At 73.8% G+C, this 24,514-nt stretch carries 21 protein-coding genes and 5 pseudogenes; 15 read left to right on the forward strand and 11 right to left on the reverse strand.

Annotated features, from left to right (window positions below; all coding sequences use genetic code 11):
- Positions 1-261 precede the first annotated feature (261 nt).
- Positions 262-825, forward strand: a complete 564-nt coding sequence (locus tag ACWDYF_RS36755) for an IS5 family transposase (protein WP_389474632.1) — start codon at positions 262-264, stop codon at positions 823-825.
- Here ACWDYF_RS36755 and ACWDYF_RS36760 read toward each other — a convergent pair.
- Together ACWDYF_RS36760 and ACWDYF_RS36765 are read right to left on the reverse strand one after the other, a co-directional pair.
- Positions 800-941, reverse strand: a pseudogene (locus tag ACWDYF_RS36760) (IS5/IS1182 family transposase); the annotation flags it as partial. The gene ACWDYF_RS36755 and the pseudogene ACWDYF_RS36760 sit on opposite strands and share 26 nt — an antisense overlap.
- A 107-nt stretch (positions 942-1,048) precedes the next feature.
- Positions 1,049-1,927: a helix-turn-helix transcriptional regulator gene (locus ACWDYF_RS36765; RefSeq protein ID WP_381739864.1), complete on the reverse strand. Its 879-nt coding sequence runs from the start codon at positions 1,925-1,927 to the stop codon at positions 1,049-1,051.
- Positions 1,928-2,122: 195 nt separating this feature from the next.
- On the opposite strand from ACWDYF_RS36765, the gene ACWDYF_RS36770 reads away from it, so the two are divergent.
- A complete protein-coding gene (locus tag ACWDYF_RS36770) occupies positions 2,123-2,980 on the forward strand; it encodes an SDR family oxidoreductase (RefSeq protein ID WP_381739862.1) in 858 nt (285 codons plus the stop codon).
- A 134-nt stretch (positions 2,981-3,114) separates the two neighbouring features.
- On the opposite strand, the pseudogene ACWDYF_RS36775 reads toward ACWDYF_RS36770, so the two are convergent.
- Positions 3,115-3,216 (reverse strand): annotated as a pseudogene (locus ACWDYF_RS36775) (IS5/IS1182 family transposase); the annotation flags it as partial.
- A 45-nt stretch (positions 3,217-3,261) separates the two neighbouring features.
- Here ACWDYF_RS36775 and ACWDYF_RS36780 point away from each other — a divergent pair.
- Positions 3,262-4,140, forward strand: a complete 879-nt coding sequence (locus ACWDYF_RS36780) for an MBL fold metallo-hydrolase (protein ID WP_389474634.1) — start codon at positions 3,262-3,264, stop codon at positions 4,138-4,140.
- On the opposite strand, the pseudogene ACWDYF_RS36785 reads toward ACWDYF_RS36780, so the two are convergent.
- Positions 4,105-4,314 (reverse strand): annotated as a pseudogene (locus tag ACWDYF_RS36785) (hypothetical protein); the annotation flags it as partial. The gene ACWDYF_RS36780 and the pseudogene ACWDYF_RS36785 sit on opposite strands and share 36 nt — an antisense overlap.
- Before the next feature lie 306 nt (positions 4,315-4,620).
- On the opposite strand from ACWDYF_RS36785, the gene ACWDYF_RS36790 reads away from it, so the two are divergent.
- Positions 4,621-5,481, forward strand: a complete 861-nt coding sequence (locus ACWDYF_RS36790) for an alpha/beta fold hydrolase (RefSeq protein ID WP_389474636.1) — start codon at positions 4,621-4,623, stop codon at positions 5,479-5,481.
- A gap of 164 nt (positions 5,482-5,645) precedes the next feature.
- Here ACWDYF_RS36790 and ACWDYF_RS36795 read toward each other — a convergent pair whose 3' ends face one another.
- Positions 5,646-7,286 carry an alpha/beta hydrolase gene (locus ACWDYF_RS36795; protein WP_389474657.1) on the reverse strand — a complete coding sequence of 547 codons (1,641 nt, stop codon included), beginning with the start codon at positions 7,284-7,286 and terminating at the stop codon, positions 5,646-5,648.
- A gap of 149 nt (positions 7,287-7,435) precedes the next feature.
- Here ACWDYF_RS36795 and mmuM point away from each other — a divergent pair, with 149 nt between their 5' ends.
- Positions 7,436-8,386, forward strand: a complete 951-nt coding sequence (gene mmuM, locus ACWDYF_RS36800) for a homocysteine S-methyltransferase (RefSeq protein WP_389474638.1) — start codon at positions 7,436-7,438, stop codon at positions 8,384-8,386.
- A gap of 41 nt (positions 8,387-8,427) precedes the next feature.
- Here mmuM and ACWDYF_RS36805 read toward each other — a convergent pair whose 3' ends face one another.
- The 3 genes from ACWDYF_RS36805 to ACWDYF_RS36815 all read right to left on the reverse strand — a co-directional run bounded on the left by ACWDYF_RS36805 (position 8,428) and on the right by ACWDYF_RS36815 (position 11,534).
- Positions 8,428-10,026, reverse strand: coding sequence for a carboxylesterase/lipase family protein (locus tag ACWDYF_RS36805; protein ID WP_389474641.1), 1,599 nt, complete (start codon positions 10,024-10,026; stop codon positions 8,428-8,430).
- A gap of 330 nt (positions 10,027-10,356) precedes the next feature.
- A complete protein-coding gene (locus tag ACWDYF_RS36810) occupies positions 10,357-10,617 on the reverse strand; it encodes a hypothetical protein (RefSeq protein WP_381739854.1) in 261 nt (86 codons plus the stop codon).
- The gene (locus ACWDYF_RS36815) at positions 10,614-11,534 is read right to left on the reverse strand and encodes an isocitrate lyase/PEP mutase family protein (RefSeq protein WP_389474644.1); all 921 of its coding nucleotides are present in this window, start codon (positions 11,532-11,534) and stop codon (positions 10,614-10,616) included. The genes ACWDYF_RS36810 and ACWDYF_RS36815 overlap by 4 nt, the downstream gene beginning before the upstream one ends.
- Positions 11,535-11,834: 300 nt before the next feature.
- Between ACWDYF_RS36815 and ACWDYF_RS36820 the strand changes: the two genes are divergently transcribed.
- Positions 11,835-12,239 carry a VOC family protein gene (locus ACWDYF_RS36820; protein WP_381739853.1) on the forward strand — a complete coding sequence of 135 codons (405 nt, stop codon included), beginning with the start codon at positions 11,835-11,837 and terminating at the stop codon, positions 12,237-12,239.
- A gap of 69 nt (positions 12,240-12,308) precedes the next feature.
- On the opposite strand, the gene ACWDYF_RS36825 is transcribed toward ACWDYF_RS36820, so the two are convergent.
- Positions 12,309-13,037 carry a helix-turn-helix domain-containing protein gene (locus ACWDYF_RS36825; RefSeq protein ID WP_389474659.1) on the reverse strand — a complete coding sequence of 243 codons (729 nt, stop codon included), beginning with the start codon at positions 13,035-13,037 and terminating at the stop codon, positions 12,309-12,311.
- A gap of 173 nt (positions 13,038-13,210) precedes the next feature.
- Positions 13,211-14,156: pseudogene (locus ACWDYF_RS36830) on the reverse strand (AraC family transcriptional regulator).
- 81 nt (positions 14,157-14,237) lie between these two features.
- Between ACWDYF_RS36830 and ACWDYF_RS36835 the strand changes: the two are divergent.
- Positions 14,238-15,149 carry an NmrA family NAD(P)-binding protein gene (locus ACWDYF_RS36835; RefSeq protein WP_389474647.1) on the forward strand — a complete coding sequence of 304 codons (912 nt, stop codon included), beginning with the start codon at positions 14,238-14,240 and terminating at the stop codon, positions 15,147-15,149.
- Between the two features lie 16 nt (positions 15,150-15,165).
- On the opposite strand, the gene ACWDYF_RS36840 is transcribed toward ACWDYF_RS36835, so the two are convergent.
- Entirely contained in the window at positions 15,166-16,380 is a 1,215-nt protein-coding gene (locus tag ACWDYF_RS36840; RefSeq protein WP_389474649.1) for a YihY/virulence factor BrkB family protein, read from the reverse strand.
- A 175-nt stretch (positions 16,381-16,555) separates the two neighbouring features.
- Here ACWDYF_RS36840 and ACWDYF_RS36845 point away from each other — a divergent pair, with 175 nt between their 5' ends.
- From ACWDYF_RS36845 to ACWDYF_RS36880, 8 genes and pseudogenes are all read left to right on the forward strand, one after another.
- The gene (locus ACWDYF_RS36845; RefSeq protein WP_389474651.1) at positions 16,556-18,190 is read left to right on the forward strand and encodes an acyl-CoA dehydrogenase family protein; all 1,635 of its coding nucleotides are present in this window, start codon (positions 16,556-16,558) and stop codon (positions 18,188-18,190) included.
- 583 nt (positions 18,191-18,773) lie between these two features.
- Positions 18,774-20,195 (forward strand): hypothetical protein, encoded by a 1,422-nt coding sequence (locus ACWDYF_RS36850; protein ID WP_389474653.1) that lies wholly within the window; start codon positions 18,774-18,776, stop codon positions 20,193-20,195.
- 63 nt (positions 20,196-20,258) lie between these two features.
- Positions 20,259-20,831, forward strand: coding sequence for a GNAT family N-acetyltransferase (locus tag ACWDYF_RS36855; RefSeq protein ID WP_018571531.1), 573 nt, complete (start codon positions 20,259-20,261; stop codon positions 20,829-20,831).
- 400 nt (positions 20,832-21,231) lie between these two features.
- Positions 21,232-22,926, forward strand: a complete 1,695-nt coding sequence (locus ACWDYF_RS36860; RefSeq protein ID WP_381739841.1) for a nitrite/sulfite reductase — start codon at positions 21,232-21,234, stop codon at positions 22,924-22,926.
- Positions 22,923-23,108, forward strand: a complete 186-nt coding sequence (locus ACWDYF_RS36865; RefSeq protein WP_064535877.1) for a hypothetical protein — start codon at positions 22,923-22,925, stop codon at positions 23,106-23,108. The genes ACWDYF_RS36860 and ACWDYF_RS36865 overlap by 4 nt, the downstream gene beginning before the upstream one ends.
- On the forward strand, positions 23,105-23,815 hold the full coding sequence (locus ACWDYF_RS36870; RefSeq protein WP_381739839.1) for a phosphoadenylyl-sulfate reductase: 711 nt from the start codon (positions 23,105-23,107) through the stop codon (positions 23,813-23,815). Before ACWDYF_RS36865 ends, ACWDYF_RS36870 begins: the two co-directional genes overlap by 4 nt.
- A gap of 26 nt (positions 23,816-23,841) precedes the next feature.
- On the forward strand, positions 23,842-24,378 hold the full coding sequence (gene cysC, locus ACWDYF_RS36875; RefSeq protein ID WP_026253176.1) for an adenylyl-sulfate kinase: 537 nt from the start codon (positions 23,842-23,844) through the stop codon (positions 24,376-24,378).
- Positions 24,375-24,514, forward strand: a pseudogene (locus ACWDYF_RS36880) (sulfate adenylyltransferase subunit CysD); the annotation flags it as partial. The gene cysC and the pseudogene ACWDYF_RS36880, both read left to right, overlap by 4 nt.

Here is a 24,514-nt window from a genome sequence, read left to right on the forward strand (position 1 = left end):
TTGCGGAGCGGCTCATCCGCATCCAGTTCCCTCTGCCGGTGCACGACGCGGCCCGCGCGTACTTCCTCGACCTCAACCGGACGGTATGGGAAGGCTTGCCCGACGGTGAAAGCGTGCGGGACTACCTGGAGGACAACCGGCTGGTGTTTCTGGACGCGGCTCGCGCGGTCATGGGGTAGCGCACCGCCGTCCCCCGGAGACCTTTTACGGGACAGCCCTTGGGCGTCGTTTCCTTTGGCTTGATCGTTCGTCGGTCTGGGCATGGCGACTCTTGCTGAGCGGTTGGTGCCGGACGAGTTGTGGGAGCTGTTTCGGCGGGTGGTGCCGCCCACGGAGGTCATACGTCCGCAGGGTGGAGGGAGGAGGAGGGCCGGCGACCGCGGCAAGAACGGATCGAAAATCCACCTCATCGTCGATCGGTCGGGCCTGCCGATCTCGGTGGCGATCTCTGCCGCGAACACGCACGACAGCCTCGCCCTGCAGTCCCTCGTGCAGGGCATGCCACCCGTCCGTGGTCCGCGCGGACCGCGGCGTCGCCGACCTCGCAAGCTGCACGGCGACAAGGGCTACGACTACGACCACCAGCGGCGATGGCTCCGCGAGCGAGGCATCACACCCCGCATCGCCCGCCGCGGCAGGGAGAGCTCCGCCCGGCTAGGCCGGCACCGCTGGGTCGTCGAACGCACCATGTCCTGGCTCGCCGGATGCCGTCGTCTGCATCGCCGCCACGAACGCGAACCCGAACACTTCCCGGCCTTCACCGCCATCGCCACAAGCCTGATCAACTACCGCAGAATCCCCGCGATGCGGCGAGCGCCCGGTTGACCGTCCGCTGTGCAGCGGAGAGTTGTCCGCCGAGTGGTCGCTCACGTCCGGTGGTGACCGGGCAAGGCCGGGGAGATACACAGCACCTGACCGGCTGGGTCGGTCACGACCTGTACGGCAAAAGCCTCCAGGTCGGTCACCCCCAAGGGTGACGTTGAGCATGGCGAGCCACTCGACCAAGGCATCGTCCACGCCGGGCAGCACGCAGGTGCCGCTCCCCGGATCAGTCGCCCGACCGGTCCGGAGAGGCCGACGGTTCCGCAAAGGTCCACGACGCCAGCAGGCTCAGCGCCTGGGCGGACACCGACTCGGGTTCGGCCGTGTAGAGGAACAGGGTGGTCTCACTGTCCCCGGGAAGTGCGAGCGTTTCGTATTCCACCGTCAGTTCGCCGACCAAGGGGTGCCTCAGCCGCTTGGAACCGTGCGTGCGCTGGTGCACGCGGTGCTGCTGCCACCAGTGATCGAAGTCGTCGCTCAGTTCCCGAAGTTCGGCAACGAGCGCCTGCGTGGCCTGCCGCTCCGATGCGCGGACCGCGTCCAGGCGCAGGTTCTCCACCGCAGCGCGGGCCTGCACTTCCCAGTCGACGAACAGGTCGCGCGCGCCCTGGTCGAGGAAGAGCCAGCGGGTGTAGTTGCGTTCAGTGGCCGGCATGGCATCGAAGTCCGCGAACAGGGCTCTGGCCATCCGATTCGCACCCAGGACGGCGGATCGACGCCCCAGGACGAGGGCGGGAACGGCGCTGTCCAGGGAGTCGAGGAGCCGGTGGAGCTCGGGGCGCAGCCGCTGGAAGCCGGGCGTACGCGCCGGGTGGCGGGTGGCGGTGGTGCCGACGAGATCCTTGAGGTGGGCAAGGCCCGCCTCGTCCAGTCTCAGGGCGTGCCCGACGGCTTCGATGACGGCAGGGGACGGATTGATCGGGCGGCCCTGTTCAAGACGGGTGTAGTAGTCGGTGGAGACACCCGCCAGGAGAGCGACTTCCTCTCGGCGAAGTCCCGGCACGCGCCGGGCCCGTCCGTCCGGTGGCAGCCCCGCCTGCTCGGGGTCGCACTGGGCACGGGAGCGCCTGAGGAAATCGGCGATTTCACGGTTGACGGAAGCCATAGGAACAAGTCTGTGGCACGAAAAGCACTGGTGGCCGCCCAAGCTGGGTCTGTCAGTCCTAGTCGGCCCCGGCCTAGGGCGCACAGGGCATGGCAGGGCCCCGAAAGCCGCTCCGGCGCGATTCACGCTTGAGTCAGCGCCGGAGCAGCAGCCCTGCTCCGGGTTCCGTCCAGCACATACGAAAGAGGAACATTCATGCCCGCCACTACCGCTCCCGCCACCTGGTTCGTCACCGGCGCCTCCCGCGGGATCGGCTTGGAGCTGGTCCGGCAGTTGCTCGCCCAGGGCGACAACGTGGCCGCCACCACCCGCTCCGCCGCGCGTCTGTCGGCAGCGCTGGCCGGCGCGGCCGACACCAGCCGGCTCCTCGCGCTGACTGTGGACCTGACGGACGAGGCACAGGTCGAGAACGCCGTGAACCAGGCCACCGAGCGATTCGGCCGCCTTGACGTCGTCGTGAACAACGCCGGTTACGGCTACCTCGCGGCCGTCGAGGAGACCAGCGCCAAGGACGTGCGGGACATGCTCGATGTCCAGGTCATCGGGGTGTGGAACGTGTTGCGCGCGGCGTTGCCGGTCCTGCGTGAACAGCGCGCGGGCCGCGTCATCAACATCTCCTCGATCCTGGGTCTGACCACGATGCCCGGGTGGGCCCTGTACTGCGCGGGCAAGTTCGCGCTCGAAGGGCTGAGCGAGGCGCTCGCCGCCGAGGTCGCGGACTTCGGCATCAAGGTCACCGTCGTCGAGCCCGGCTACTTCCGTACCTCCTTCCTCACCACGGACTCGCTGTCCCTGCCCGTCGAGACCTCCGAGCACTACCCGGCCGTGCGGGCCATGGTCGAGGACCATCTCGGGCTCCAGGGACGCCAGCTCGGCGACCCGGTCAAGGGAGCCGCCGCCATCATCGAGCGCGCCGGCCTCGACGGCGGCCCCCTGCGCCAACTGCTGGGCTCCGACGCCCACGCCTACGCCACCGCGAAGGTCGAGGCCCTGCGGGCCAACCTCGACGCCACCGCCGCCTCCGCCGCGACCACCGACTTCCCCGACGCCTGAGCACGCGCCGCGACCAGCCGGACCTGAGGCAGGGGTCACCGCAGGAACCGTCACCCGGTTTCCCCGGTGACGGTGGCCGCCTCAACGTCGGACTACCGTGCAGGATCGTCGGACGCATCGCCTCCCGCTCATTCCACACTCGCTTCGGCCAGGGCGTCGATGATGCCGTGGGTACGGGCGGCCCTGATGTCGTGGACCGCTCCCGGCAGCGCGGGCGAGGCCCACAGCAGTCGGCCGGTCCGCCAGTCCCCGACGACCGTATGAAGACAATGGAGCCCCGTATGACATCGCAGGACAGTGCACGGCTGCGCAGGCCCGCCGGCATACGCACGACGCAGGTGGGCGACCTGCGGCTGAGTTATGTGCCCGACGGCGCGGTCAAGATGGTCCCGCGCAGCCTCTTCCCCGCCACCTCCGAAGCCGTGTGGGAGGAGAACAGTCACTACCTGGACGAATCGGGCTGGCTGACGATCAGCGCCGGCGGCCTGCTGGTCGAGCACGGTGACCGGGCCCTGCTCGTGGACTGCGGATCCGGGCCGTTTCCCGAGCCCGTCTCGATGATGGAGTACGGCATCGGGACCATGTACGGCGGCTCGCTCCTCGACAGCCTCCGGGAGCTGGGACACACCCCGGAGTCCGTCGAGGCGGTCGCGATCACCCACCTGCACATGGAGCACCTGGGATGGGCAGCGCACCCGGGGCCGGGCGGACAGCAGCCGGTGTTCGGCCACGCAACCTACCTGCTGTCGCATGCCGAGTGGGACGCCCGGCACACCACGCACGGGATGACGGAGGAGATCATCGCGGGGCTGTCCCCCCGGGTGAGGATCGTGCGGGATGGAGACGAGGTGTTCCCCGGGGTGCGCGCGGTGGCCCTGCCGGGACACACGGCCGGGCAGACGGGCTACACGATCGCCTCCGGCGACACCCAGCTCCTCGCTTTCGCGGATGTCTTCCACACGCCGCTACAGGTTGAGAACCCGCACTGGCCGATCGTGGGAGAGCCGGACCCCGAGGCATCCGCGCGGCTCCGGCGGGACATCCTCGCCCGGCTCGCTGACGAGGAGACCATCGGCTTCGGCATCCACTTCGCCGATGTCCCGTTCGGCCGGGTCCGCCGCAAGAAGGACGGCTTCAGCTGGGAGCCTTTGAGTGCATGACAGCGGGGGGTGACACGCCGCGCAGGCGGTGGCTGTCACCCCGCCCAGCGAGCGCCCGACGACGAAGGGGGTCTTTGGCTCGCCGGTCGAGGCGAGAGGGCCGTGGAGGAGGTCGTCGACGGACCGGCCGATGCCGTACGGAGGTGTGCGAGGCGACTCCCCGTGACCGTGCAGGTCGACGCGGCACCCGGAAGTGCTCCTCCGGACCTACGCCGTCTCAGGCGCGCCGGTTCTCGGTGATGCTGTGCACGGCCGGCAGCAGTGGGCCTGTTCCAGCGAGTTCGTGGGCGAGCGGAGCGTTGTCAGCCGCCTGTGTCCTTCCCGGGCGAGCGAGGTGAGGAGGCCGCCGTGCCGACAGGGGCGGGGCGCGTCGTCACCAGACCCTACCCAGCCACCACTGAATCGCTGTCCCCTACATCATGTTAGGACTGATCATGCAGGATCGCCCTGTGCTGGACTGTCCTTCACCTGGAGGCTCGGATGCCCGACGTGACGACCGGAGACGGCGTTCGGATCAATGTGGTCGAGAAGGGCCGGGCGGACGGTCCCCCCATCGTCTTCGTCCACGGACTCGGCAGTTCGTCCCAGGCGTGGGAAGGGGTGATGGCCGCCTCCGTACTCGCCGACCGGTACCGCTTGATAGCTTTCGACCTGCGCGGCCACGGCCGTTCCGACACCGCTCTCAAGCCGGAGCAGCTCACGGCGGACGGCCCGGCAGCCGGCGCGGAACTCTGGTCACGGGACCTGGACGCGGTGCTGGCCGGACTCGTCTCGCCGGCACCGATCCTGGTCGGCTGGTCCTTCGGTGCCGGTGTCATCCAGTCCTGGCTGCACACCCATGGCGGGCTCGGACAGGCGGCGGCAGCCGTCCTCGCGTGCGCGCCCAACGTGATCGGCCCGGTGCCGCCCGAGGATCCGGCCGCGGAACTCATCACTTGGGAAGCGATCCAGGCCCTTGCCGGGGCCGCGCACGACGGAACGGCCTTCGCCCGTCGCATTCTGGCGAACGGTCCCGACGACACCTCCGCCGACGCCGGTGAAGTCGCGCGCGTCGCGGCCGTCGCCGAGGCCACACCCGCCGAGTCGGTGGCCGCGGTACTGCACCATGTCATCGACTTCCGGCCCTTCCTCTCGACACTCGACGCGGCGGCCCGCGCGCGCATCACCGCCGTCATCGCCGACGGCGACCAGATCTTCGACCAAGCCGCCGGCCAGGCGGTCTGGAAGCAGGCGGGTATCCGGACCGTCCACGTGCCCGACGCCGGACACGCACTGCCCATCCGCGAACCCGACCGCTTCGCCCGGCTCCTGCTCGACGTCCTCGAAGCCCACGACGACTGACGAGGACAGCACCCCCCCCGGGGCGACGGCCTCGGGGCACAGGTCGCACTCGTGCACACCCAGACGGGTACGGCGGCCTCTAGCCGACACAGCGGAATGGCAGGAAGCCCGTACTTCCCCCAGTCCGCGGGGGTGGAACGGGTTTCCGGTGCGGCCGGAACGCGTCAGGAGCAGGTCGTGCCGCGCGCCGGGGGCGTGCCGTCGAGGAGGTAGGTGTCGACGGCCCCGGTCGCGCAGTCGTCGTAGCCGTAGGTCCCGTGGCCCTCGGCCCGGACGGTGAGCAGGACGCCGACCTGGTCGCCCAGTTCGTCGGCCATGTGGCGGCCGCCCTCGTAGGGCGTCGTCGGATCGCCGGTGCCGGCGACGACGAGGACCGGGGCGGCGCCCGGCGCGCGGACGTCGAGGTCGGCGCGCTCGCCCTTGAACGGCCAGTCGTAGCAGAGGTAGACGCTCGACGACCACGCCGTGCCGAAGACGGGCGAGGCCGCCTCGATGCGCTTGCTCATGGCCTCGGCCTCGGTGAAGCCGGGGCGGCTGTCGGAGTCGGCGCAGGTGATCGCGACGTACGCGGACACGCTGTTGTCGACCGGGGGCGTGCCCCCGGCGGCCGCGGAGCGGGACCGGGCGCCCGGGGCGTGGTCGTACGCCTTGCGCAGGAGTGCGGTGCCGGTGCCGTGCCGTACGAGTTCGCCGAGTGCGTCGGCCAGCGGCCCCCAGCCCTTCTCGCCGAGGTCCAGGTGGTTGGCGATGGCGTGGGCGGCGAGGTCCGCGTCCAGTCTCCCGCCGTCGGCGGTGCGGGCGGGCTTGTCGCGGAGCCTGTCCAGGAGCGCGGTGACGCGCCGGTCGGCCTGCGCGGGGTCGCTGCCGGTGGGGCAGTCCTCGCGTGTCTTCGCGCAGTACTGTGCGAAACGCTCGAAGGCGCTCTGGACGGCCCGGACCTGGTCGAGGTCCTGGTGGAAGCGGTCCTGGGTCGGGTCGACGGGGGCTTCGAGCACGATCCGGCCGACGTTCCCCGGGAACAGGTGGGCGTAGACGCCGCCGAGCCCGGTGCCGTAGGAGACGCCGAAGTAGTGCAGTTTCTCGTCGCCGAGGAGATAGCGCAGCAGGTCCATGTCGCGGGCCGTGTGCGTGGTGCCGACGTAGGGCAGGAGGCGGCCGGAGTACTTCGCGCAGACCTCGGCGCCCTCGAACTCCGTCTTCCCGCAGCGCACGGGGGCGGTCGCGCGGACGCCGCGCGGGTCGAAGCCGACCAGGTCGTAGCGCTTGCCCAGCGTCCTGTAGTCGTGCGCGAACCCGACGAGTCCGGTGACGCCGGATTTCCCGGGGCCGCCGAAGTCGAAGACGAGCGAGCCGATGCGGCCGCTCTCGGGGCCGGTGGCCCGCTTGCGGATCAGGGCGACGCCGATGGTGGAGCCGCCGGGCCGCCGGTAGTCCAGCGGCGCCCTCATCGTGGCACAGTCCCAGCCCGCACCGGGTGCGCCGCCGCCCCGCGACGAGGACGCGGACGCGGACACGGATGGGGCCGGGGCCGGGGCGAGCGGCGGGCAGGCCGTCCAGTGGAGCCGCTGGCCCGCGGTGAGGGACGCGGGCAGCCCCGGCGGCGGGTTCGGCGCCTTGGTCTCGGTCCGGCGCTGTGCCCCGCCGTCGCCGTCCCCGGCCGCGCCGGGGCCCCGGACGGCGTCGCAGCCGGTCGCGGTGGCCGCCACGACGACGAGGGCCAACAGGGACGCGGTGGTCCGGCCGAGCGGGGCGGTGCGCGTCGACGCGGGCCGTCGGCGGCCTGAGGCGACGGCCCGGCGGGGCAGCAGCCACCGCGCCCGCGTGCGCAGTACGTCCGGTACGAGCACGTCCGGTACGAGCCGTTCCACGATCCCCGCCACCCCGGCAGGCTATCGAACGGACGACCGACCACGGCGGCGGGACGGCCCCGGCGGCGCTCGGTTAGCGTCGTGGCATGACACGTGGCACGGGCGGCGCGGCCCCGGACGGTCCCACCGGGACTCTCGCCGAGGCCCTGGCCGCCGGGACGCTGGTGCTCGACGGCGGGATGTCCAACCAGCTGGAGGCGGCCGGGCACGACCTCGGGGACGCGCTGTGGTCGGCCCGGCTGCTGGCCGAGCGGCCCGAGACGGTCACCGAGGCACACCTCGCCTATCTGGAGGCGGGCGCGGACGTGCTGATCACCGCCACCTACCAGGCCACCTTCGAGGGGCTGGCGCGGCGCGGGTTCGGCCGGGAGCGGGCCGCCGCGCTCATGGCGTCCGGGGTCGGTCTGGCGCGGGACGCGGTGGCGCGGGCGCGGGCGCGCGGGGCGGCGCGCCCGCTCTGGGTGGCCGCGTCGGCGGGTCCCTACGGGGCGATGCTCGCGGACGGTTCGGAGTACCGGGGGCGCTACGGGCTCACCGTCGCCGAGCTGGAGCGCTTCCACCGGCCCCGGCTGGAGGCGCTGGCCGCCGCCCGGCCCGACGTGCTCGCCCTGGAGACGGTCCCGGACACCGACGAGGCGGTGGCCCTGCTGCGGGCCCTGCGGGGCCTCGGGGTGCCGGCCTGGCTGTCGTACACGGTGGACGGCTCCCGCACCCGGGCCGGGCAGCCCCTGGAGGAGGCGTTCGGCGCTGTCGCCGACGCGGACGAGGTGATCGCGGTCGGGGTGAACTGCTGTGCGCCCGCGGACGTGGCGGACGCCGTCGCGGTGGCCGCGCGGATCACCGGCAAGCCGGTGGTGGCCTACCCGAACAGCGGGGAGAGCTGGGACGCCACGGCCCGTACCTGGACCGGGCGCTCCACCTTCGCCCCGGCCCTGGTCCACCGCTGGCGTGCCTCGGGCGCACGCCTGATCGGCGGCTGCTGCCGGGTCGGCCCGCCGGTGATCGGCCGGATCGCCCGCACGCTCGGGACCGGGTGAGCCGCCCTCCCCCGCCCTCTCCCGCCCCGAAGGGCCGCGGTTCACGTTCCCCGGACACCGCCGGAGCGGCGCAGACGCCGTATCACCGCGCGGAGTTCCGCGGCGCGGGCCGGGGAGCCGTCGGCCGCGGGGGGCGGGGCGGGGAGCGCGGGGAGGGGGTCGGGGACCGCGGCGGCGGGCGGGGCGGTCCACAGGGCCAGTTCGGCGTCCCGGGGGCCGTACGCGGTGTGCGGGGGGCCGTCGCCGAAGACCCGGACCGGGTGGTCGTCGCCCCAGGCCGCCCAGCCGGGGTCTCCGTCGGTGGCGAAGCGGACCCAGGCCGCGTGCATGGCGTCGGCCAGTTCCTGCGGGGCGCCCTCGCCCGCGAGCCGGCGCGCGTCGGGGACGTCGCCGGTGTCGAAGACGAAGCCCAGGTCCAGGGCGTGGCAGGCGCCGAGGGCGGGCAGCCGGGAGGACCAGGCGAACTCGTACAGGTGGGCGGCGCCCGGCCGGGCCTCGGCCAGCCGGTGCAGCGGGCGGCGCAGCATGTGGTCGGTGACCAGCTGGCCGACGATCTCGGCGGCGCCCGCGCGGGGCCACAGCGAGCGGTAGCCGCGCACCACCTCGTGCCCGCAGTGGCAGCGGGCCATGGCACCGGCCAGGGCGACCGCGCCGAGCCGGTCGACGCGCTCGACGAGACCGCCCGGCACCAGCCACAGCCGGTACTCGTCGCGGGTCCAGCCCATGAGCAGGTCGGCGTCGCGGGCCGCCTCCCCCTCGATCAGCGCCTCCAGCGGGTCGCGCGGGACGAGGTCGCCGTCGACGACGATGCCGAAGGCGGGGCCGCCGAGGACCGGGCTGCTGAGCCTGCCCGTCTCGGCCTGGGTGCGCAGCAGCAGCTCGCGGTCGACGGCGGCGAACGCCTCGGCGGTGGCGGGCACCTTCAGCCGGGCCGCCATCCGCCGCACCATGCGCCGCACCTTGTCCCGGTCGGACGCCTCCGGCGCACCGCTCTGGAGCACGGCCCGCCGGAACAGTCCCTGGGCCTGCGGGGCGGCGATCAGGGCGCCGACGCTGATGGCGCCCGCCGACTGGCCGCCCAGGGTGATCCGGCCGGGGTCGCCGCCGAAGGCGCCGATCGCCTCGTGCACCCAGCGCAGCGCGGCGAGCTGGTCGCGCAGCCCGGCGTTGGCGGGGGTGTCCGGGAACAGTCCGTAGCCCTCCACACCCAGCCGGTAGTTGACGGAGACGAGGACGACCCCGTCACGGGCGAAGGAGTGGCCCTCGTAGACGGGCACGGCCGAGGAGCCCCGGGTCAGCGCTCCGCCGTGCAGCCACACCAGCACGGGCAGCCGGGCGCCGGGGTCCGGGTCGGGCGTCCACACGTTGAGGTTGAGGCAGTCGTCGCCGGGGACGGCCGGATCGGACAGGTACTGGGCGAAGGCGTCCGAGTACGGGGGCTTGGGCGCGGTCGGGCCGTAGGCGTGGGCGTCGCGGATCCCGTCCCAGGGCTCGGGCGGCTCGGGCGGCAGGAACCTCCGGGGGCCGAAGGGGGGCGCCGCGTACGGGATGCCCCGGAAGGCCGCGACGCCGTGTTCGTACCGTCCGCGTACCGCTCCGTACGGCGTTGCCACCACGGGAGCCGTCCGGTCCGCCGCCATGTGACCACCAGCCCTTCAGCGCGTGCGCACCCGCTCGTGCGCGGGCGTCAGCGCTCGCGCACCGGTACCTCAAGAGCACCACGGCGGTGCGCGGTATTCCGCCGCTCGGGCCCGGAACGGGGCTGTCCGGAGTACGGCAGCCTGCTCCGTGCCGCTCGCGCGGCGCCCCATCGCCACCGGAGCCGACGCCGGAGCCGACGCCGGGGCCAACGCCGGGGTCACCGCCCCAGCTCCCCCCGCCCGGGGCGTCACCGGGCCGCCACCGGGGCCGCCCCGCACGGCGGCGCCCGGTGCGGTCCGAGTCGCTGTCACTGTCTCTGTCGCTGTCGCTCAGTCGCCGTCCTCCTCCCCTTCGCGGCCCACGCCCATGAGGGCCTCGATGGCGTCGACGGCGCTGCCGTCGTGGTCACTGCCCGCGGTGCCGTGGCCGGTCTGGAGGTTGGCCGTGCGGTCGACCTCCAGGATGGAGTCGGAGTGCGAGTTGTCGAGGACGGTGATGAGGCTGCCGGCCGCCGCGGCGGGGGCCGCACCCGCCACCAGGGCCAGGGCCAGGGCGGTCGCGGTGCGCAGCCGGGGCGGGCGCGCGCTCACACGGCCACGCCTTCTTCCGCGCCCGCCTGCGCGCCCACCGCCGGTGCGCCCACGCCCGCTCGCGCGCCCGCGCCCACGGGCCGCCGGTGCGCCAGGTTGCGCTCCAGCAGGCTGGTCGCGGCCTGTACGCCCACGCCGCCGGCCGCGTCCACCTCGGGCAACCGGCCGTCGGTGCGGCGCAGTTCGGCGAGCGCGGAGTCCATCGCCTGGTGGGCGGCGAACAGGCACGGGGTGCTGTAGATCGCGACGTCCACGCCCAGCCCGGACAACTCGCCCAGCGACAGGCGCGGCGACTTCCCGCCACCGATCTGGTTGAACAGCAGCGGCTTGTCGCCGACCACGGCGCGCACCCGGCGGATCCAGTCGACGCTGCGGATCCCGTCGACCAGGATGACGTCCGCCTCGGTCGCGGCCAGCGCCTCGGCCCGCAGCAGGATGTCGGCCTCGTCGGTGGCGTCGGTGCGCGCCACCACGACCATGTCCTGCCGGGTGGCCAGCACCTTCTCCAGCTTGGCGAGGTACTCGTCGAGCGGCAGCACCTGCTTGCCGTCGGCGTGTCCGCAGCGGCGGGGCCGCTTCTGGTCCTCCAGGATCACCCCGGACGCCCCGATGCGCTCCAGCCCCTCCACCACGTGGCAGGCGACCTCCGCGTCGACGTAGCCGTCGTCGATGTCCACCAGCAGGTGGTGGGCGGGGAAGGCGCCCCGCAGCCGCTGGACGAACGCCACCATGTCCGGCCAGGCGATGAACCCGATGTCCGGCAGGCCGTAGTAGGAGGCGGCGAAGCCGAATCCGGAGACGAACATGCCGTCGTAGTGCTCGGCGGCGATCGACGCCGAGTACATGTCGTACACACCGATCAGCGGGGTGGTACCCGGCCCGGCGATCTGCGCGCGCAGCTTCTTGCCGTAGGTCAACGTGACTCCTCTGATGGGGGGTCGGGCGCGGGGCGCGCCCACAGGACGGCCGGATTCCGGTGGCCGCACGGCAGCCGGTCCTTTGCCTGAACAAAAGGATCCCTAGACCATGCCGAGAGCGGTACTTGAGATGCCCTTTACTCACTCGGACGGGCGTACGCCTTCACCGGAGAAACGTCACTGACCGGCGTGTCGCGGAGCCGGGTTGATGGGCGCGGGGGCCGTTGGGGGGGCGACGGCCCTGCGGGAGTGTCCGATTCGTTCAAGACCGGGAGCCGGGGCCGTGCCTACCGTGACGGCATGACTCCACGATTCGCCGTGGTCGGTCTGGTCGCCTCGGACCTGGCCGCCTCGCTCGCCTTCTACCGCCGCCTCGGACTCGTCTTCCCCGAGGGCGCCGAACAACAGCCGCACGTCGAGGCCGCGTTGCCCGGCGGGCTCACCCTCGCGCTGGACACCGAGGACACCGTCCGCTCCTTCCATCCGGACTGGCGCCCGCCGACCGGGGGCGGCCGGTGCGCGCTCGCCTTCCACTGCGGCACACCCGCCGAGGTGGACGCGGTCCACGCGGACCTGGTCGGCGCCGGGTATCACAGCGAGCTGAAGCCGTGGGACGCGTTCTGGGGGATGCGGTACGCGGTCGTGCACGACCCGGACGGCAACGGCGTCGACCTGTTCGCGCCGCTGCCCGCACCCAGCGCGTAGCGCCCGCCCGCACCCACCGAGTGGCACTCGCGGCGCCGGCGCGCCCGCCCTGTGGCGCGCGCGGCGCCGTCAGCGCCCGCCCAGGAGTTCGCTCAGCGGCATCCCGGCCAACTCCCTGACGTCCCGGGCCAGATGCGCCTGGTCGGCGAAGCCCGCGCGGAGGGCCGTCTGCGCGAACGGGACTCCGGTCCGGGCCAGCGCGAGGGCGCGCTGCAACCGCAGCACCCGGGCCAGCGTCTTGGGCCCGTAGCCGAAGGCGGCCAGGGAGCGGCGGTGCAACCAGCGCGCGCCCACGCCGAGTTCGTCGGCGGTGGCGGCGACCGGGCGGCCCGCGTCCAGGGCCGCGACCAGGCGGCGCAGCCTCGGGTCCGGCGGTCCGGTGCGCTCCGCGCGTTCCAGGGCCGCCGCCTCCAGTACGGCGGCCGGGTCCGCCGCCGCCTCCAGGCGGGCGCGCAGCCGCCGCACCTCGGCGGCGGGCCACAGCTCGGCCAGGTCGGCCCGCCGGTCGCGCAGTTCGTGCGCGGGCACCCCGAGCCAGCCGGGCGCGGTGCCGGGGAAGAACCGCAGCCCGGTCCAGTGCGCGGGCGGGCCGCCGGGGGCGTACGCCCGGGTGTCGGGCCCGGCGACGAGCAGCCGGCCCTCGCTCCACAGCAGGTCCATGCAGCCGTCGGGCAGGACGAGCCCCGCCCCGGCGCCGGGCCCGCCGGGTGTCTTCGTCCACAGCACCGCGCCGGGCAGCCGCGCGGGCCGCTCGGCGTACCCGCCCGGCGCGCGGTCGGCGCGCGCGGGCGCGGGCACGGATACGGGCGCGGGCGCGGGGGCCGTACGCGCCCCGCGCGCCGCCTTCACGGCGTGCGCCGGGTCAACCGGCTCCACCGGCTCCACCGGGCCCACCGGGCCCACCGAGTCCGCCGAGTCCACCGCGTCCGCCAGGTCCACCGCGTCCGCCGCGTGGGCGCCGTACACCCTGCTCACCCGCCCGCGCGCGCCGTCCGCGCCCGGTGTTCCTGCGGGCTGACGCCGTAGGAGCGTTTGAACGCCGTGGAGAGCGCGAAGGCGCTGCCGTAGCCGACCCGGCGGGCGACGGCGGCGATGGTGTCGTCGGAGTCGCGCAGCCGGTCGGCGGCCAGCGCGAGCCGCCAGTTCGTCAGATACGCCATCGGCGGCTCCCCGACGAGCGCGGTGAAGCGGCGGGCCAGCGCCGCCCGGGACACCCCGGCCTTCGCGGCGAGCGCGGCCACCGTCCAGGGGTGCGCCGGGTCGTCCTGGACGAGCCGCAGCACCGGGCCGACGACCGGGTCGGCGAGCGCCCCGTACCAGGCGGGCGCCGCCGCGTCGGGCCGGGCGAACCAGGTCCGCAGCGCGGCGATGACCAGCAGGTCGAGGAGCCGGTCGAGAACGACCTCCTGGCCGGGCTCGTCGCGCACGATCTCGTCGGCGAGCACCGGGGTGAGCGGGCATGTCCACATGTCCGAGGCCAGGGTCAGCAGCGGGGGCAGCGCGTCCAGCAGCCGGCCGTTGATCTCGCCCTTCATGAGGTAGGTGCCGATCAGCACCACCGTGCCGCCGTCGACGCGGTCGCCCCAGGTGCGGACGCCGAGGTCCATGGAGCCGTTCAGCGAGCGGCCGTCGGGGTGGGCGCACTCGCCGCCGGGCAGGATCAGCGCCTGCGGGGCGGTGCCGGGGTCGTCGGCGCAGGTGTACGGGCCGGGGCCGCGCGCGATGGCCAGGTCGCCGGGGCCCAGCCGCACCCGCTCACCGGTGTCCGGCATGATCCAGGCGTGGCCGCGGATCATCAGCATCACCGTGAGCGGGGCCTCGTCCTCGACGCGTACGGCCCACGGCGGGTCGAGGCAGGCGCGGATCATGAAGGCGCCGCGCGCGGGGGCCCTCCAGGAGGCCGGCGAGTGCGTCCATCGGGACAGCGTAGACGCGCGCTTATGCGGGTGAGCGGTTCGGCGATGGATCCCGTGCGGGGCAGGGCAGTTGACTGCTCCCATGACACAGAACACGCAGGGCGCGGACGGTACAGAGGACGGGCAGGGCACGCAGGACGCGGTCCGTGCGGCGGACACGGACGGGGCGCGGGGCACGACGGTGGTGGTCACCGGTGCCTCCGGCCGTACGGGGAGCCGGGTCGCCGCGGCGGCCGCGGCGGCGGGGCTGACGGTGCGGGCGGCGTGCCGGGCGCAGGGGTTCGACTGGCACGACGGGACGACCTGGGCGCCGGTGCTGCGCGGCGCGGACGCCGCGTACCTGATGTACCCGTCGGACATCGGCGCGCCGGACGCGGCCGAGCGGGTGGGGAGCCTGGCCCGCGAGGCGGTCGCGCTCGGGGTGGAGCGGCTGGTGCTGCTGTCGGCGCGGGGCGAGGAGCAGGCCCTGCCCGCCGAGGAGGCGCTGCGCGCGTCGGGCGCCCGGTGGACGGTGGTGCGGGCCGCGTGGTTCGCGCAGAACCTCAGCGAGGGCCCGCTCCTCGCGGAGCTGCGGGAGAGCGGGGAACTGGTGTTCCCGGCCGGTGACGTGCGCGAGCCGTTCGTCGACGTACGGGACATCGCGGACGTCGTCGTGGCGGCGCTGACCTCGGGCGACCGCTGGGCCGGGCGGATCGTCGAGGTGTCCGGGCCGCGGCTGCTGACGTTCGGCGAGGCGGTCGCGGAGGTCGCCGCCGCCGCCGGGCGCGAGCTGGTGTACCGGCCGGTGCCGGCGCGGGCCTACGGGGAGGCGCTGGCCGGGTTCGGGGTGCCCGCCGAGGAGGTGGAGTTTCTGGTCGGTCTGTTCGAGACGCTGCTGGACGGGCGCAACGCGCACCTGTCGGACGGGGTGCGGCAGGTGCTGGGGCGCGAGCCGCGCGACTTCGCCGACTTCGCCCGGGAGGCGGCGGCCGCCGGGGTGTGGAAGCTGCCCTGACCGCGCCCCGGGACGGTCACTTGTCGGGGTGGGTGCCGTCGCGCTCGTCCTTGTGCGGGCCGCGCTCCTGGACGCCGCGGGCGTGGGCGCGCAGGCGCGCGGTCACGTCCTCCGGGGGCAGGAAGCGCGACCAGCGCTCGGGGAACTCGGAGGGCATGTCGGCGTCGTCGGTCTCGTCCAGGTCGTCCATGTCGTCCGGGTCGTCCGGGTCGCCGAGGGATGCGCGGTACGCCTCGCGGGCGGCGGCGGCGCGTGCGACGTACTCGGTGATCTGCGCCTCGCGCACCCGCTCGTTGGCGGCGCGGGCCGCGGCGGTCGCGGCGGCCGGCCAGACCCGGTCGATGGCGGCGTTGACCGCGGCCCCGACGAGGACGGCGAACGCGGACACACCGATCCACAGCAGCACGGCGACCGGCGCGGCCAGCGATCCGTAGATGGTGGGGCCCTCGACGGTGCTGGTCAGGTAGATGCGGAGCAGGAAGCTGCACACCACCCACATGGCCAGGGCGACCAGCGCGCCGGGCACGTCCTCGATCCACGGGGAGCGCACGGGGACGGACACGTGGTAGAGCGTGGTGAGGAAGGCGACCGACAGGACGATGACCACCGGCCAGTACAGGACCTGCACGACGGTCGTCGACCATGGCACGATCCGTACCACCGCGTCCGGTCCGGCCACCATCAGCGGCAGCGCGACCGACCCGATGAGCAGGGCGACGACGAAGAGCAGGAAGGCCATCAGGCGGGTCCTGACGATGCCGCGCACACCGTCCAGGCCGTACATCACGGTGATCGTGTCGATGAAGACGTTGACCGCGCGGGAGCCCGACCACAGCGCGAACACGAACCCGATGGAGATCACGTCCGGGCGGCCGCCCTGCATCACGTCCCGCAGGATCGGCTGGGTGATCTCCTTGACGCCCTGGTCGGACAGGACGGTGCGGGAGGCGTCCATGATGTTGCGCTCCAGGCTGGCGATGGTGTGCGCGCCGGTCCAGGAGTCGACGTAGAAGAGCAGGGCGATCAGGCTGAGCAGCAGGGGCGGCACGGAGAGCAGGGTGAAGAACGCGGCCTCGGCGGCGAGGCCGAGGATGCGGTACTCCATGCACGAGTTGACGGTGTCCTTGAGCAGCAGCCAGGCGGTCCTGCGCTTGGAGACGTTCCGGTAGAGGGCGCGGGCCCGGTGGAAACGGCCGGTCGGCCTGTCGGGGGTGTCACTCGCTGGCTGCACGACCCAAAGGTATCCCTGTCCTGGCCCGTCCCCCTCATCCACCGGCGCCGCTCCGCGATCTCCGGCGGTCCGCGTCGCCCCGGCGGCGGGACGGCGCGGCGCCCCGGCGGGCCCGGTGTCCGTCCGGGGCCGCCGATGTGGTGACGGCGGTCGCGGCGCGGGTAGGTTCCGTGCCATGGCAGCCAGCACTCATTCCGTGACCAACCAGGTGCCGCCGCTGGTCGGCTACGACCTCTTCGCCGCCGACCGGGCCCTGTCCGAGGCGGTCGGGCGGCATGTCGCCCCCGGTCTGCTCGACGAGGTGCGCACCGAGCTGTCGGCGCTCGGCCGGGCCGCGGGCTCGGCCCAGGTCCAGGAGTGGGGCGCGCAGGCGAACGAGAACCCGCCCCGGCTGCGCACCCACGACCGCTACGGGGAGCGGATCGACGAGGTGGACTTCCACCCGGCCTGGCACCGGCTGCTCGGCAAGGGCGTCTCGGCCGGTCTGACGGCCGCCTGGACCCGGCCCGCCGGGCAGGTGCGGCGGGCGGCGGCCTTCCTGGTGTGGACCCAGGCCGAGGCGGGCAACTGCTGTCCGCTGTCGATGACCCACGCGGCGGTGCCCGCGCTGCGCGCCGAGCCGGCGCTGGCCGCCGAGTGGGAGCCGCGGCTGACGTCCATGGTGTACGACCGCGGGCTGCGTCCGGCCGCGCGGAAGGCCGGCGCCCTGTTCGGGATGGCCATGACGGAGAAGCAGGGCGGCAGCGATGTGCGCGCCGGTACGACACGGGCCCGGCCGCTGGCCGAGGACGGCACCTACGAGCTGCGCGGGCACAAGTGGTTCTGCTCGGCGCCGATGTCGGACGGCTTCCTGGTGCTCGCGCAGGCTCCCGGCGGGCTGACCTGCTTCCTCGTGCCCCGGGTGCTGGCGGACGGCACGCGCAACGTGTTCCTGCTCCAGCGGCTGAAGGACAAGCTGGGCAACCGGTCCAACGCCTCCGCCGAGGTCGAGTTCGACGGGACCTGGGCGCGCCGGGTCGGCGAGGAGGGGCGCGGGGTGTCCGTCATCATCGAGATGGTGGCGGCGACCCGGCTGGACTGCGCGCTCGGCTCGGCGGGGCTGATGCGGCAGGCGGTGGCGCAGGCGGTGCACCACTGCACGTACCGGGAGGCGTTCGGCGGGCCGCTCGCCGGCCGGCCGCTGATGCGCAACGTACTGGCCGACCTGGCGCTGGAGTCGGAGGCGGCGACCGCGCTGGCCCTGCGGCTCGCGGCGGCCCGGGACGACGACGGCGAGCAGGAGCGGGCGCTGCTGCGGATCGCGGTGCCGGTGGCCAAGTACTGGGTGACCAAGCGGTGCGCGCCGGTCGTGGTGGAGGCCGCGGAGTGCCTGGGCGGCAACGGGTACGTCGAGGAGTCCGGACTGCCCAGGCTGGTGCGGGAGTCGCCGCTGAACTCGGTCTGGGAGGGCGCGGGCAATGTGCAGGCGCTGGATGTGCTGCGGGCGCTGCGGCGCGAGCCGCGGGCGTTCGACGCCTATCTGCGCGAGGTGGGTCTGGCGCGCGGCGCCGACCACCGGCTCGACGCCGCCGTCAAGGACCTGCTCACCGAACTGGCCGACCTGGACGGCATCGAGGCGCGCGCCCGCCGGGTGGTGGAGCGGATGGCGCTGGTCCTCCAGGGCGCGCTCCTCGTCCGGTACGCACCGCCCGAGGTCGCCGACGTGTTCTGCGCCTCCCGCCTCGGCGGCGACCACGGCACGGCGCTGGGCACCCTCCCGCACACGCTGGACCTGGCCGCGCTGGTGGAACGCGCCCGCCCGGCGGTCTGAGCGCGGCGGGCCACGGAGCGGCGCGGAGGGTGCGGAGGGCCACGGAGCGGCCCGGAGGGTGCGGCGGGGCGCGGGGCGGGCGGCGGGCGGCCGGAACACCGGCGGCCGGGTGCGTACGGGTACCGGCGGCCGGGCGCGGCGCGGTGGACCCGGCCGCCGAGGTGTCCGGTGATCCGGCACGCAGAGTGACCGTCCGGACCGAGATGTCGCGGGTGCGGCGCTGTCCGGGCGCGCCGCTCGAACACCGGCCCGACCGGGGCCGTGAGGACGCCGAGGGGCGCGTGCCGCACCCCGGCGACCCGCGCGATCTGCTGCCGCACCCGGCCGCTCCCCCGGTACGCCGGGGCCGGGCGGCGTCCGCCGCGTCCCGAAGAGGGCGGCGCGGCAAGGGATCCACGGGTGCGGGCACGGCATCTCGGGGCCGTTTGCCGGGTCTTCGCCCTACGGCGCGCCGGACTGCCGTAGCATCACTGTGGGTCGCCCCATCCGCTCCTCGCTCAACGCTGGGAACCCGCGGCGCAGTTGGCCCGCCCGGTCGGCAGGCGTCCCGGAGGCGAACCGAGCCCTGGACAAGGGGGGTTGGATGAAGCAACGCGGGCGACACCGCCGGCGCAGGCAGGGCAGGGCGCTGCGTGCCGTGCTGGCCGGCGCCGGACTGGCCCTGACCGCCGCCGCCACGCTGATCAGCGCCTCGCAGGCCACGGTCACCGACGATCCCGGCGCGCTCAGACCGCTCACGTCGGCCGCCGAACTGGGCGGGCTGCGGCTGACCGAACAGCCCGTCCCGGCCCGGTCGCTGGACCGGCTCGCCGCGGCGATGGGCCGGCCGGTCGACGCCGGAGCGGTGCTCGGCGACCCGGACCGCACCCTGCGCGACGCCGACGACTGCACGGGCACGGAGCGCAGGGCGCTGCCCGTCGAGCCGTCGGCCACCCGCGCGTACTGCTGGGACACCAAGGACACCGAAGACGCCGAAGGCACCGAAAACGCCGACGCCCGGGAGTGGCGGCCGCAGTCGGTGGCCACGTCCGGGGACACCGACGGCGGCAGCCGGTGGGGCGCGCACCAGGTGATCCTGTCCGGCTGGACGCACCGCGGCGACGACGCGGACTCCCGCCGCATGGCCAGGGTGGCGTTCGTCGACGCCGACGACCCGGCCCGCCTCACCTACACCTGGGCGCTGCTCGCCGTGCCCGTGGACGGCGGACGCGACTACCGCGCGCTCGCCTCCCGCGTGTCGGGCATGGTCCGCTACCAGGACAAGCTGCTGGTCACCGCCTCCGGCGACGGACAGCAGGCGCTGTACGTCTACGACCTGCGCCGCATCCAGCGCGCCACCGTCACCGAGGACGCCGTCGGCAAGGTGCCGGGCGGCTGGTCCGCGCACGGCTACCGCTGGGTGCTCCCGGCGGTCGCCAGCTACCGTCCGGCCGAGGGCACCTGCGGCCGGACGGCGGGAGCGGGCGGTACGGCCGACACGTCCCGTGCCTCCCGCGCATCCGGCGGGGACGGCGTCGCCCCGGCCTGCCCGAGCAGCCTCTCCCTGGACAGCAGTTCCGCACCGGACAGCCTGGTCGCGGGCGAGACGACCCGCACGGACGGCGACCGGCGCACCCGGCTGTGGCGCTACTCCTTCAGCGCGGACCCGGCCCGCTCCGGGCTGCTGGCCGCCGACTCCACCGGGACGGTCCGGGCGCAGGAGGCGTACGAGACGGACGCGCCGGGCGTGCGCGGGGTGCTGTCGCACCGCACGGGCCCGGCCGGCCACACCGACTGGTACCTGGGCCGGACGGCCGGGAAGCGGGGCGGACACGGCACGCTGTGGCGGCAGGACACCCAGGGCGCCGAGGCGACCGAGTGCGGCACCTCGGACGACACGCACCGCTGCTGGGGCGACGGCGTCGGCTCCCTGTCCTACGCTCCGGCGACCGGCGAACTGTGGTCGGTGTCCGGGCGGACCCTGTTCGCGGTGCCGCTGTCCGCACTCGAACACGAGCTGCACTAGAGCCACCGGGGCGGCCCGACCCGCGATCGACAGGAGCCCCGGCCGGATGATTCCCTGGCCGGCATGACGAACATCGCCGTGACCACCTGGTCCCTGGAGCAGACCGCGCCGACCGACCTGCTCCCGGCCAGCGCGCCCGAGGGGGACGTCCGGATCGTCCGCGCCGAGGTGCCCTCCCCCGAGTTCAACCGCTTCCTGTACGCGTCGGTGGGCGGCGACATCCGCTGGACGGACCGGCTCGGCTGGACGTACGCGCGGTGGCGGGAGTACCTGGAGCGTCCGGCGGTCGAGACCTGGGTGGCGTACGACCGGGGCACACCGGCGGGCTACATCGAGCTGGAGGCACAGGACGACGGGGTCGTGGAGATCGTCTACTTCGGCCTGATCCCCGCCTTCCGGGGCCGCCGGATCGGCGGGCACCTGCTGTCGTACGGCACCGCCCGCGCCTGGGACCTGGCGGACCGCTGGCCGGGACTGGCGCCGACCAAGCGGGTGTGGGTGCACACGTGCAGCGAGGACGGCGAGCACGCGATGGACAACTACCAGCGGCGCGGGTTCGTCCTGTTCGACACCAAGGTCGAGGAGGAGCCGGCGCTCACCGCTCCGGGCCCCTGGCCTGGCGCGTTCCCGGCCTGAGGGCCACCCGCCCACGGCCCGTTCCTGGGCCGGACAACCGCTTTCCCCACCGCGGCTCCACTGTGACCGACGACACCCTTGTCCACACTCCGGGACAAGGGTGTCCACACTTTGGATAAAGGTGGACTGTGTCCAGATCGCCGTGCCACGCTGCCGTCATGTCTGGAACTGGAACCGCCTTGGTGAGCCGACGGCACGTCGACCACGGCCGCATGTCCAGCGCCATCTGTCCGGCGAGCTGACTCGCCCGCAGTGGCCTGGGGCCACGGGCACAGCACCACCGGATCTTCAGCCTCCTCCCTCCCGAGCGCAATGACGCGCCTGCCTGCCTGACTGCCCATGCGCCCGCATCCGCGCAGGTCAGAGCCGCATCTTCCGCTGTCCCGAAGGACGTATCACCATGGCCGCCGCCGCTTCACAGAACTCCGTCGCGCCCCGCCGCAAGGTGAGCCGCCACCGTGGCGAGGGCCAGTGGGCCGCGGGGCACCTGACCCCGCTCAACGGCAACGAGCAGCTCAAGAAGGACGACGACGGTCTCAATGTGCGGACACGCATTGAGACGATCTACTCCAAGCGCGGATTCCACGCCATCGACCCCAACGACCTGCGGGGGCGCTTCCGTTGGTGGGGTCTGTACACCCAGCGCCGCCCCGGGATCGACGGCGGGCGCACCGGCCTCCTGGAGCCCGAGGAGCTGGAGGACGAGTACTTCATGATGCGCGTCCGCATCACGGGCGGACGGCTCACCACCGAGCAGCTGCGGGCCATCGGCGAGGTCGCCGAGACCTACGCGCGGGGCACCGCGGACATCACCGACCGGCAGAACATCCAGTTCCACTGGGTGCGCATCGAGGACGTGCCCGCCATCTGGGAGCGCCTGGAGGCGGTCGGGCTGTCCACCACCGAGGCGTGCGGCGACTGCCCGCGCGGCATGCTCGGCTCCCCGGTCGCGGGCGTCGCCGAGGACGAGATCATCGACGGCACGGCGGCCCTGGACGAGATCGTCCGCCGCTACATCGGCGACCCGCGCTTCTCCAACCTGCCGCGCAAGTTCAAGACGGCCGTCTCCGGCTCGCCGCTCCTCGACGTGGCGCACGAGATCAACGACATCTCCTTCGTCGGCGTGGTCCACCCCGAGCACGGCCCCGGCTTCGACCTGTGGGTCGGCGGCGGACTGTCCACCAACCCCCGGTTCGGGGTGCGGCTGGGCGCCTGGGTGCCCGAGGCCGAGGTGCCCGACGTCTGGGAGGGCGTCACCTCGATCTTCCGCGACTACGGCTACCGGCGGCTGCGCAACCGGGCCCGGCTGAAGTTCCTGATCGCCGACTGGGGCGCGGAGAAGTTCCGCCAGGTGCTGGAGGACGAGTACCTCGGGCGCAAGCTGGTCGACGGGCCCGCGCCCGAGATGCCCGCCCGGCAGTGGCGCGACCACATCGGCGTGCACCGCCAGAAGGACGGCCGCTTCTACGTCGGTTTCGCCCCGCGCGTGGGCCGGATGGACGGCTCGCTGCTCACCAAGGTCGCCGCGCTGGCCGAGGAGCACGGCTCCGGGCGGGTCTCCACCACCGTCGAGCAGAAGATGATCGTCCTGGATGTGCCGCAGGACCGGGTCGACTCGCTGGTCGACGGTCTTGAGGCGCTGGACCTGCGGGTCAGCCCCTCCCCCTTCCGGCGCGGCACCATGGCCTGCACGGGCATCGAGTTCTGCAAGCTCGCCATCGTGGAGACCAAGGAGCGCGGCAGCGACCTCATCGACGAACTGGAGCGCCGGCTGCCCGACTTCGAGGAGCCGGTCACCATCAACCTCAACGGCTGCCCGAACGCCTGCGCGCGTATCCAGACCGCGGACATCGGTCTCAAGGGGCAGTTGGTCACCGACGCCGAGGGCAACCAGGTCGGCGGCTACCAGGTGCACCTGGGCGGCGCGCTCGGTCTCGAACCGTCCTTCGGCCGCAAGGTCCGCGGACTGAAGGTGACCTCCGCCGAACTGCCCGACTACATCGAGCGGGTCCTCAAGCGCTTCCAGGCGGAGCGCGCGGACGGCGAGCGCTTCGCGGCCTGGGCGGCACGGGCCTCGGAAGAGGCCCTGTCGTGAGCGAGCGGGCCGCGCCCTTCTACTGCCCCTACTGCGGCGAGGAGGACCTGCGTCCCGGAGAGCAGGGCCACGGCGCCTGGGAATGCGGGGCGTGCAACCGGGCCTTCCAGCTGAAGTTCCTCGGGCTGCTGGCCCGGGGCTTCACGGGAAGTGCCGACGACGGAGGGGACGAGCGCACATGACGGCCGTTCAGGAAGAGTGCACGGACGAGGAGTTGAAGGCGCTGGCCGAGCGGGCGGGCCGTGAGCTGGAGGATGCCTCCGCGCCGGAGATCCTCCGGTGGGCCGCCGACACCTTCGGCGAGCGGTTCTGCGTGACCTCCTCCATGGAGGACGCGGTCGTCGCCCACCTCGCCTCCCGGGCCATGCCCGGCGTGGACGTGGTGTTCCTCGACACCGGCTACCACTTCCCGGAGACCATCGGCACCCGCGACGCGGTCGAGGCCGTGATGGACGTCCGCGTCATCACCCTCACCCCGCGCCAGTCGGTCGCCGAGCAGGACGCCGAGTACGGTCCGAGGCTGCACGACCGGGACCCCGACCTGTGCTGCGCGCTGCGCAAGGTGGGCCCGCTCCAGGAGGGCCTGGCGGGCTACCGGGCGTGGGCGACCGGGCTGCGCCGCGACGAGTCCCCGACCCGGGCGCACACCCCCGTGGTCGGCTGGGACGAGAAGCGGCGCAAGGTCAAGGTCTCCCCGATCGCCCGCTGGACCCAGGACGACGTGGACGCCTACGTCACCGAGCACGGCGTGCTCACCAACCCGCTGCTGATGGACGGCTACGGCTCCGTCGGCTGCGCGCCCTGCACCCGCAGGCTGCTGGCGGGCGAGGACGCGCGCGCCGGCCGCTGGGCGGGCCGCGCCAAGACCGAGTGCGGACTGCACGGCTGACCATGACCGAGATACAGGAGACACACGTGACGACCGGAGCCACCGTCTGGCTCACGGGTCTGCCGAGCGCCGGCAAGACCACCATCGCGCACGAGCTGGCCACCCGGCTCCGCGAGGAGGGCCACCGCGTCGAGGTCCTCGACGGCGACGAGATCCGCGAGTTCCTCTCCGCGGGCCTCGGCTTCGACCGCGCGGACCGGCACACCAACGTGCAGCGCATCGGCTTCGTCGCCGAACTGCTCGCCCGCAACGGCGTCCTCGCGCTGGTCCCGGTGATCGCGCCGTACACGGAGAGCCGGGACGCGGTGCGCGCACGGCATGTGAAGACCGGCACGGCCTATGTCGAGGTCCATGTGGCGACCCCGGTCGAGGTGTGCTCCGTACGCGATGTGAAGGGCCTGTACGCCAAGCAGGCGGCGGGCGAGCTGACCGGTCTGACCGGCGTCGACGACCCCTACGAGGAGCCGGCGGCGCCCGATCTGCGGATCGAGTCGCAGCACCAGAGCGTGCAGGAGTCCGCGGCATCGGTGTACGCGCTGCTCAGCGAAAGGGGACTGGCATGACGACGACCGCCACCGAGACCGAGGAGGGTACGGCCGGGCCGTACGCCCTCTCGCATCTGGATGCGCTGGAGTCGGAGGCGGTGCACATCTTCCGTGAGGTGGCGGGGGAGTTCGAGAATCCGGTGATCCTGTTCTC

Source organism: Streptomyces sp. NPDC003284, assembly GCF_053589675.1.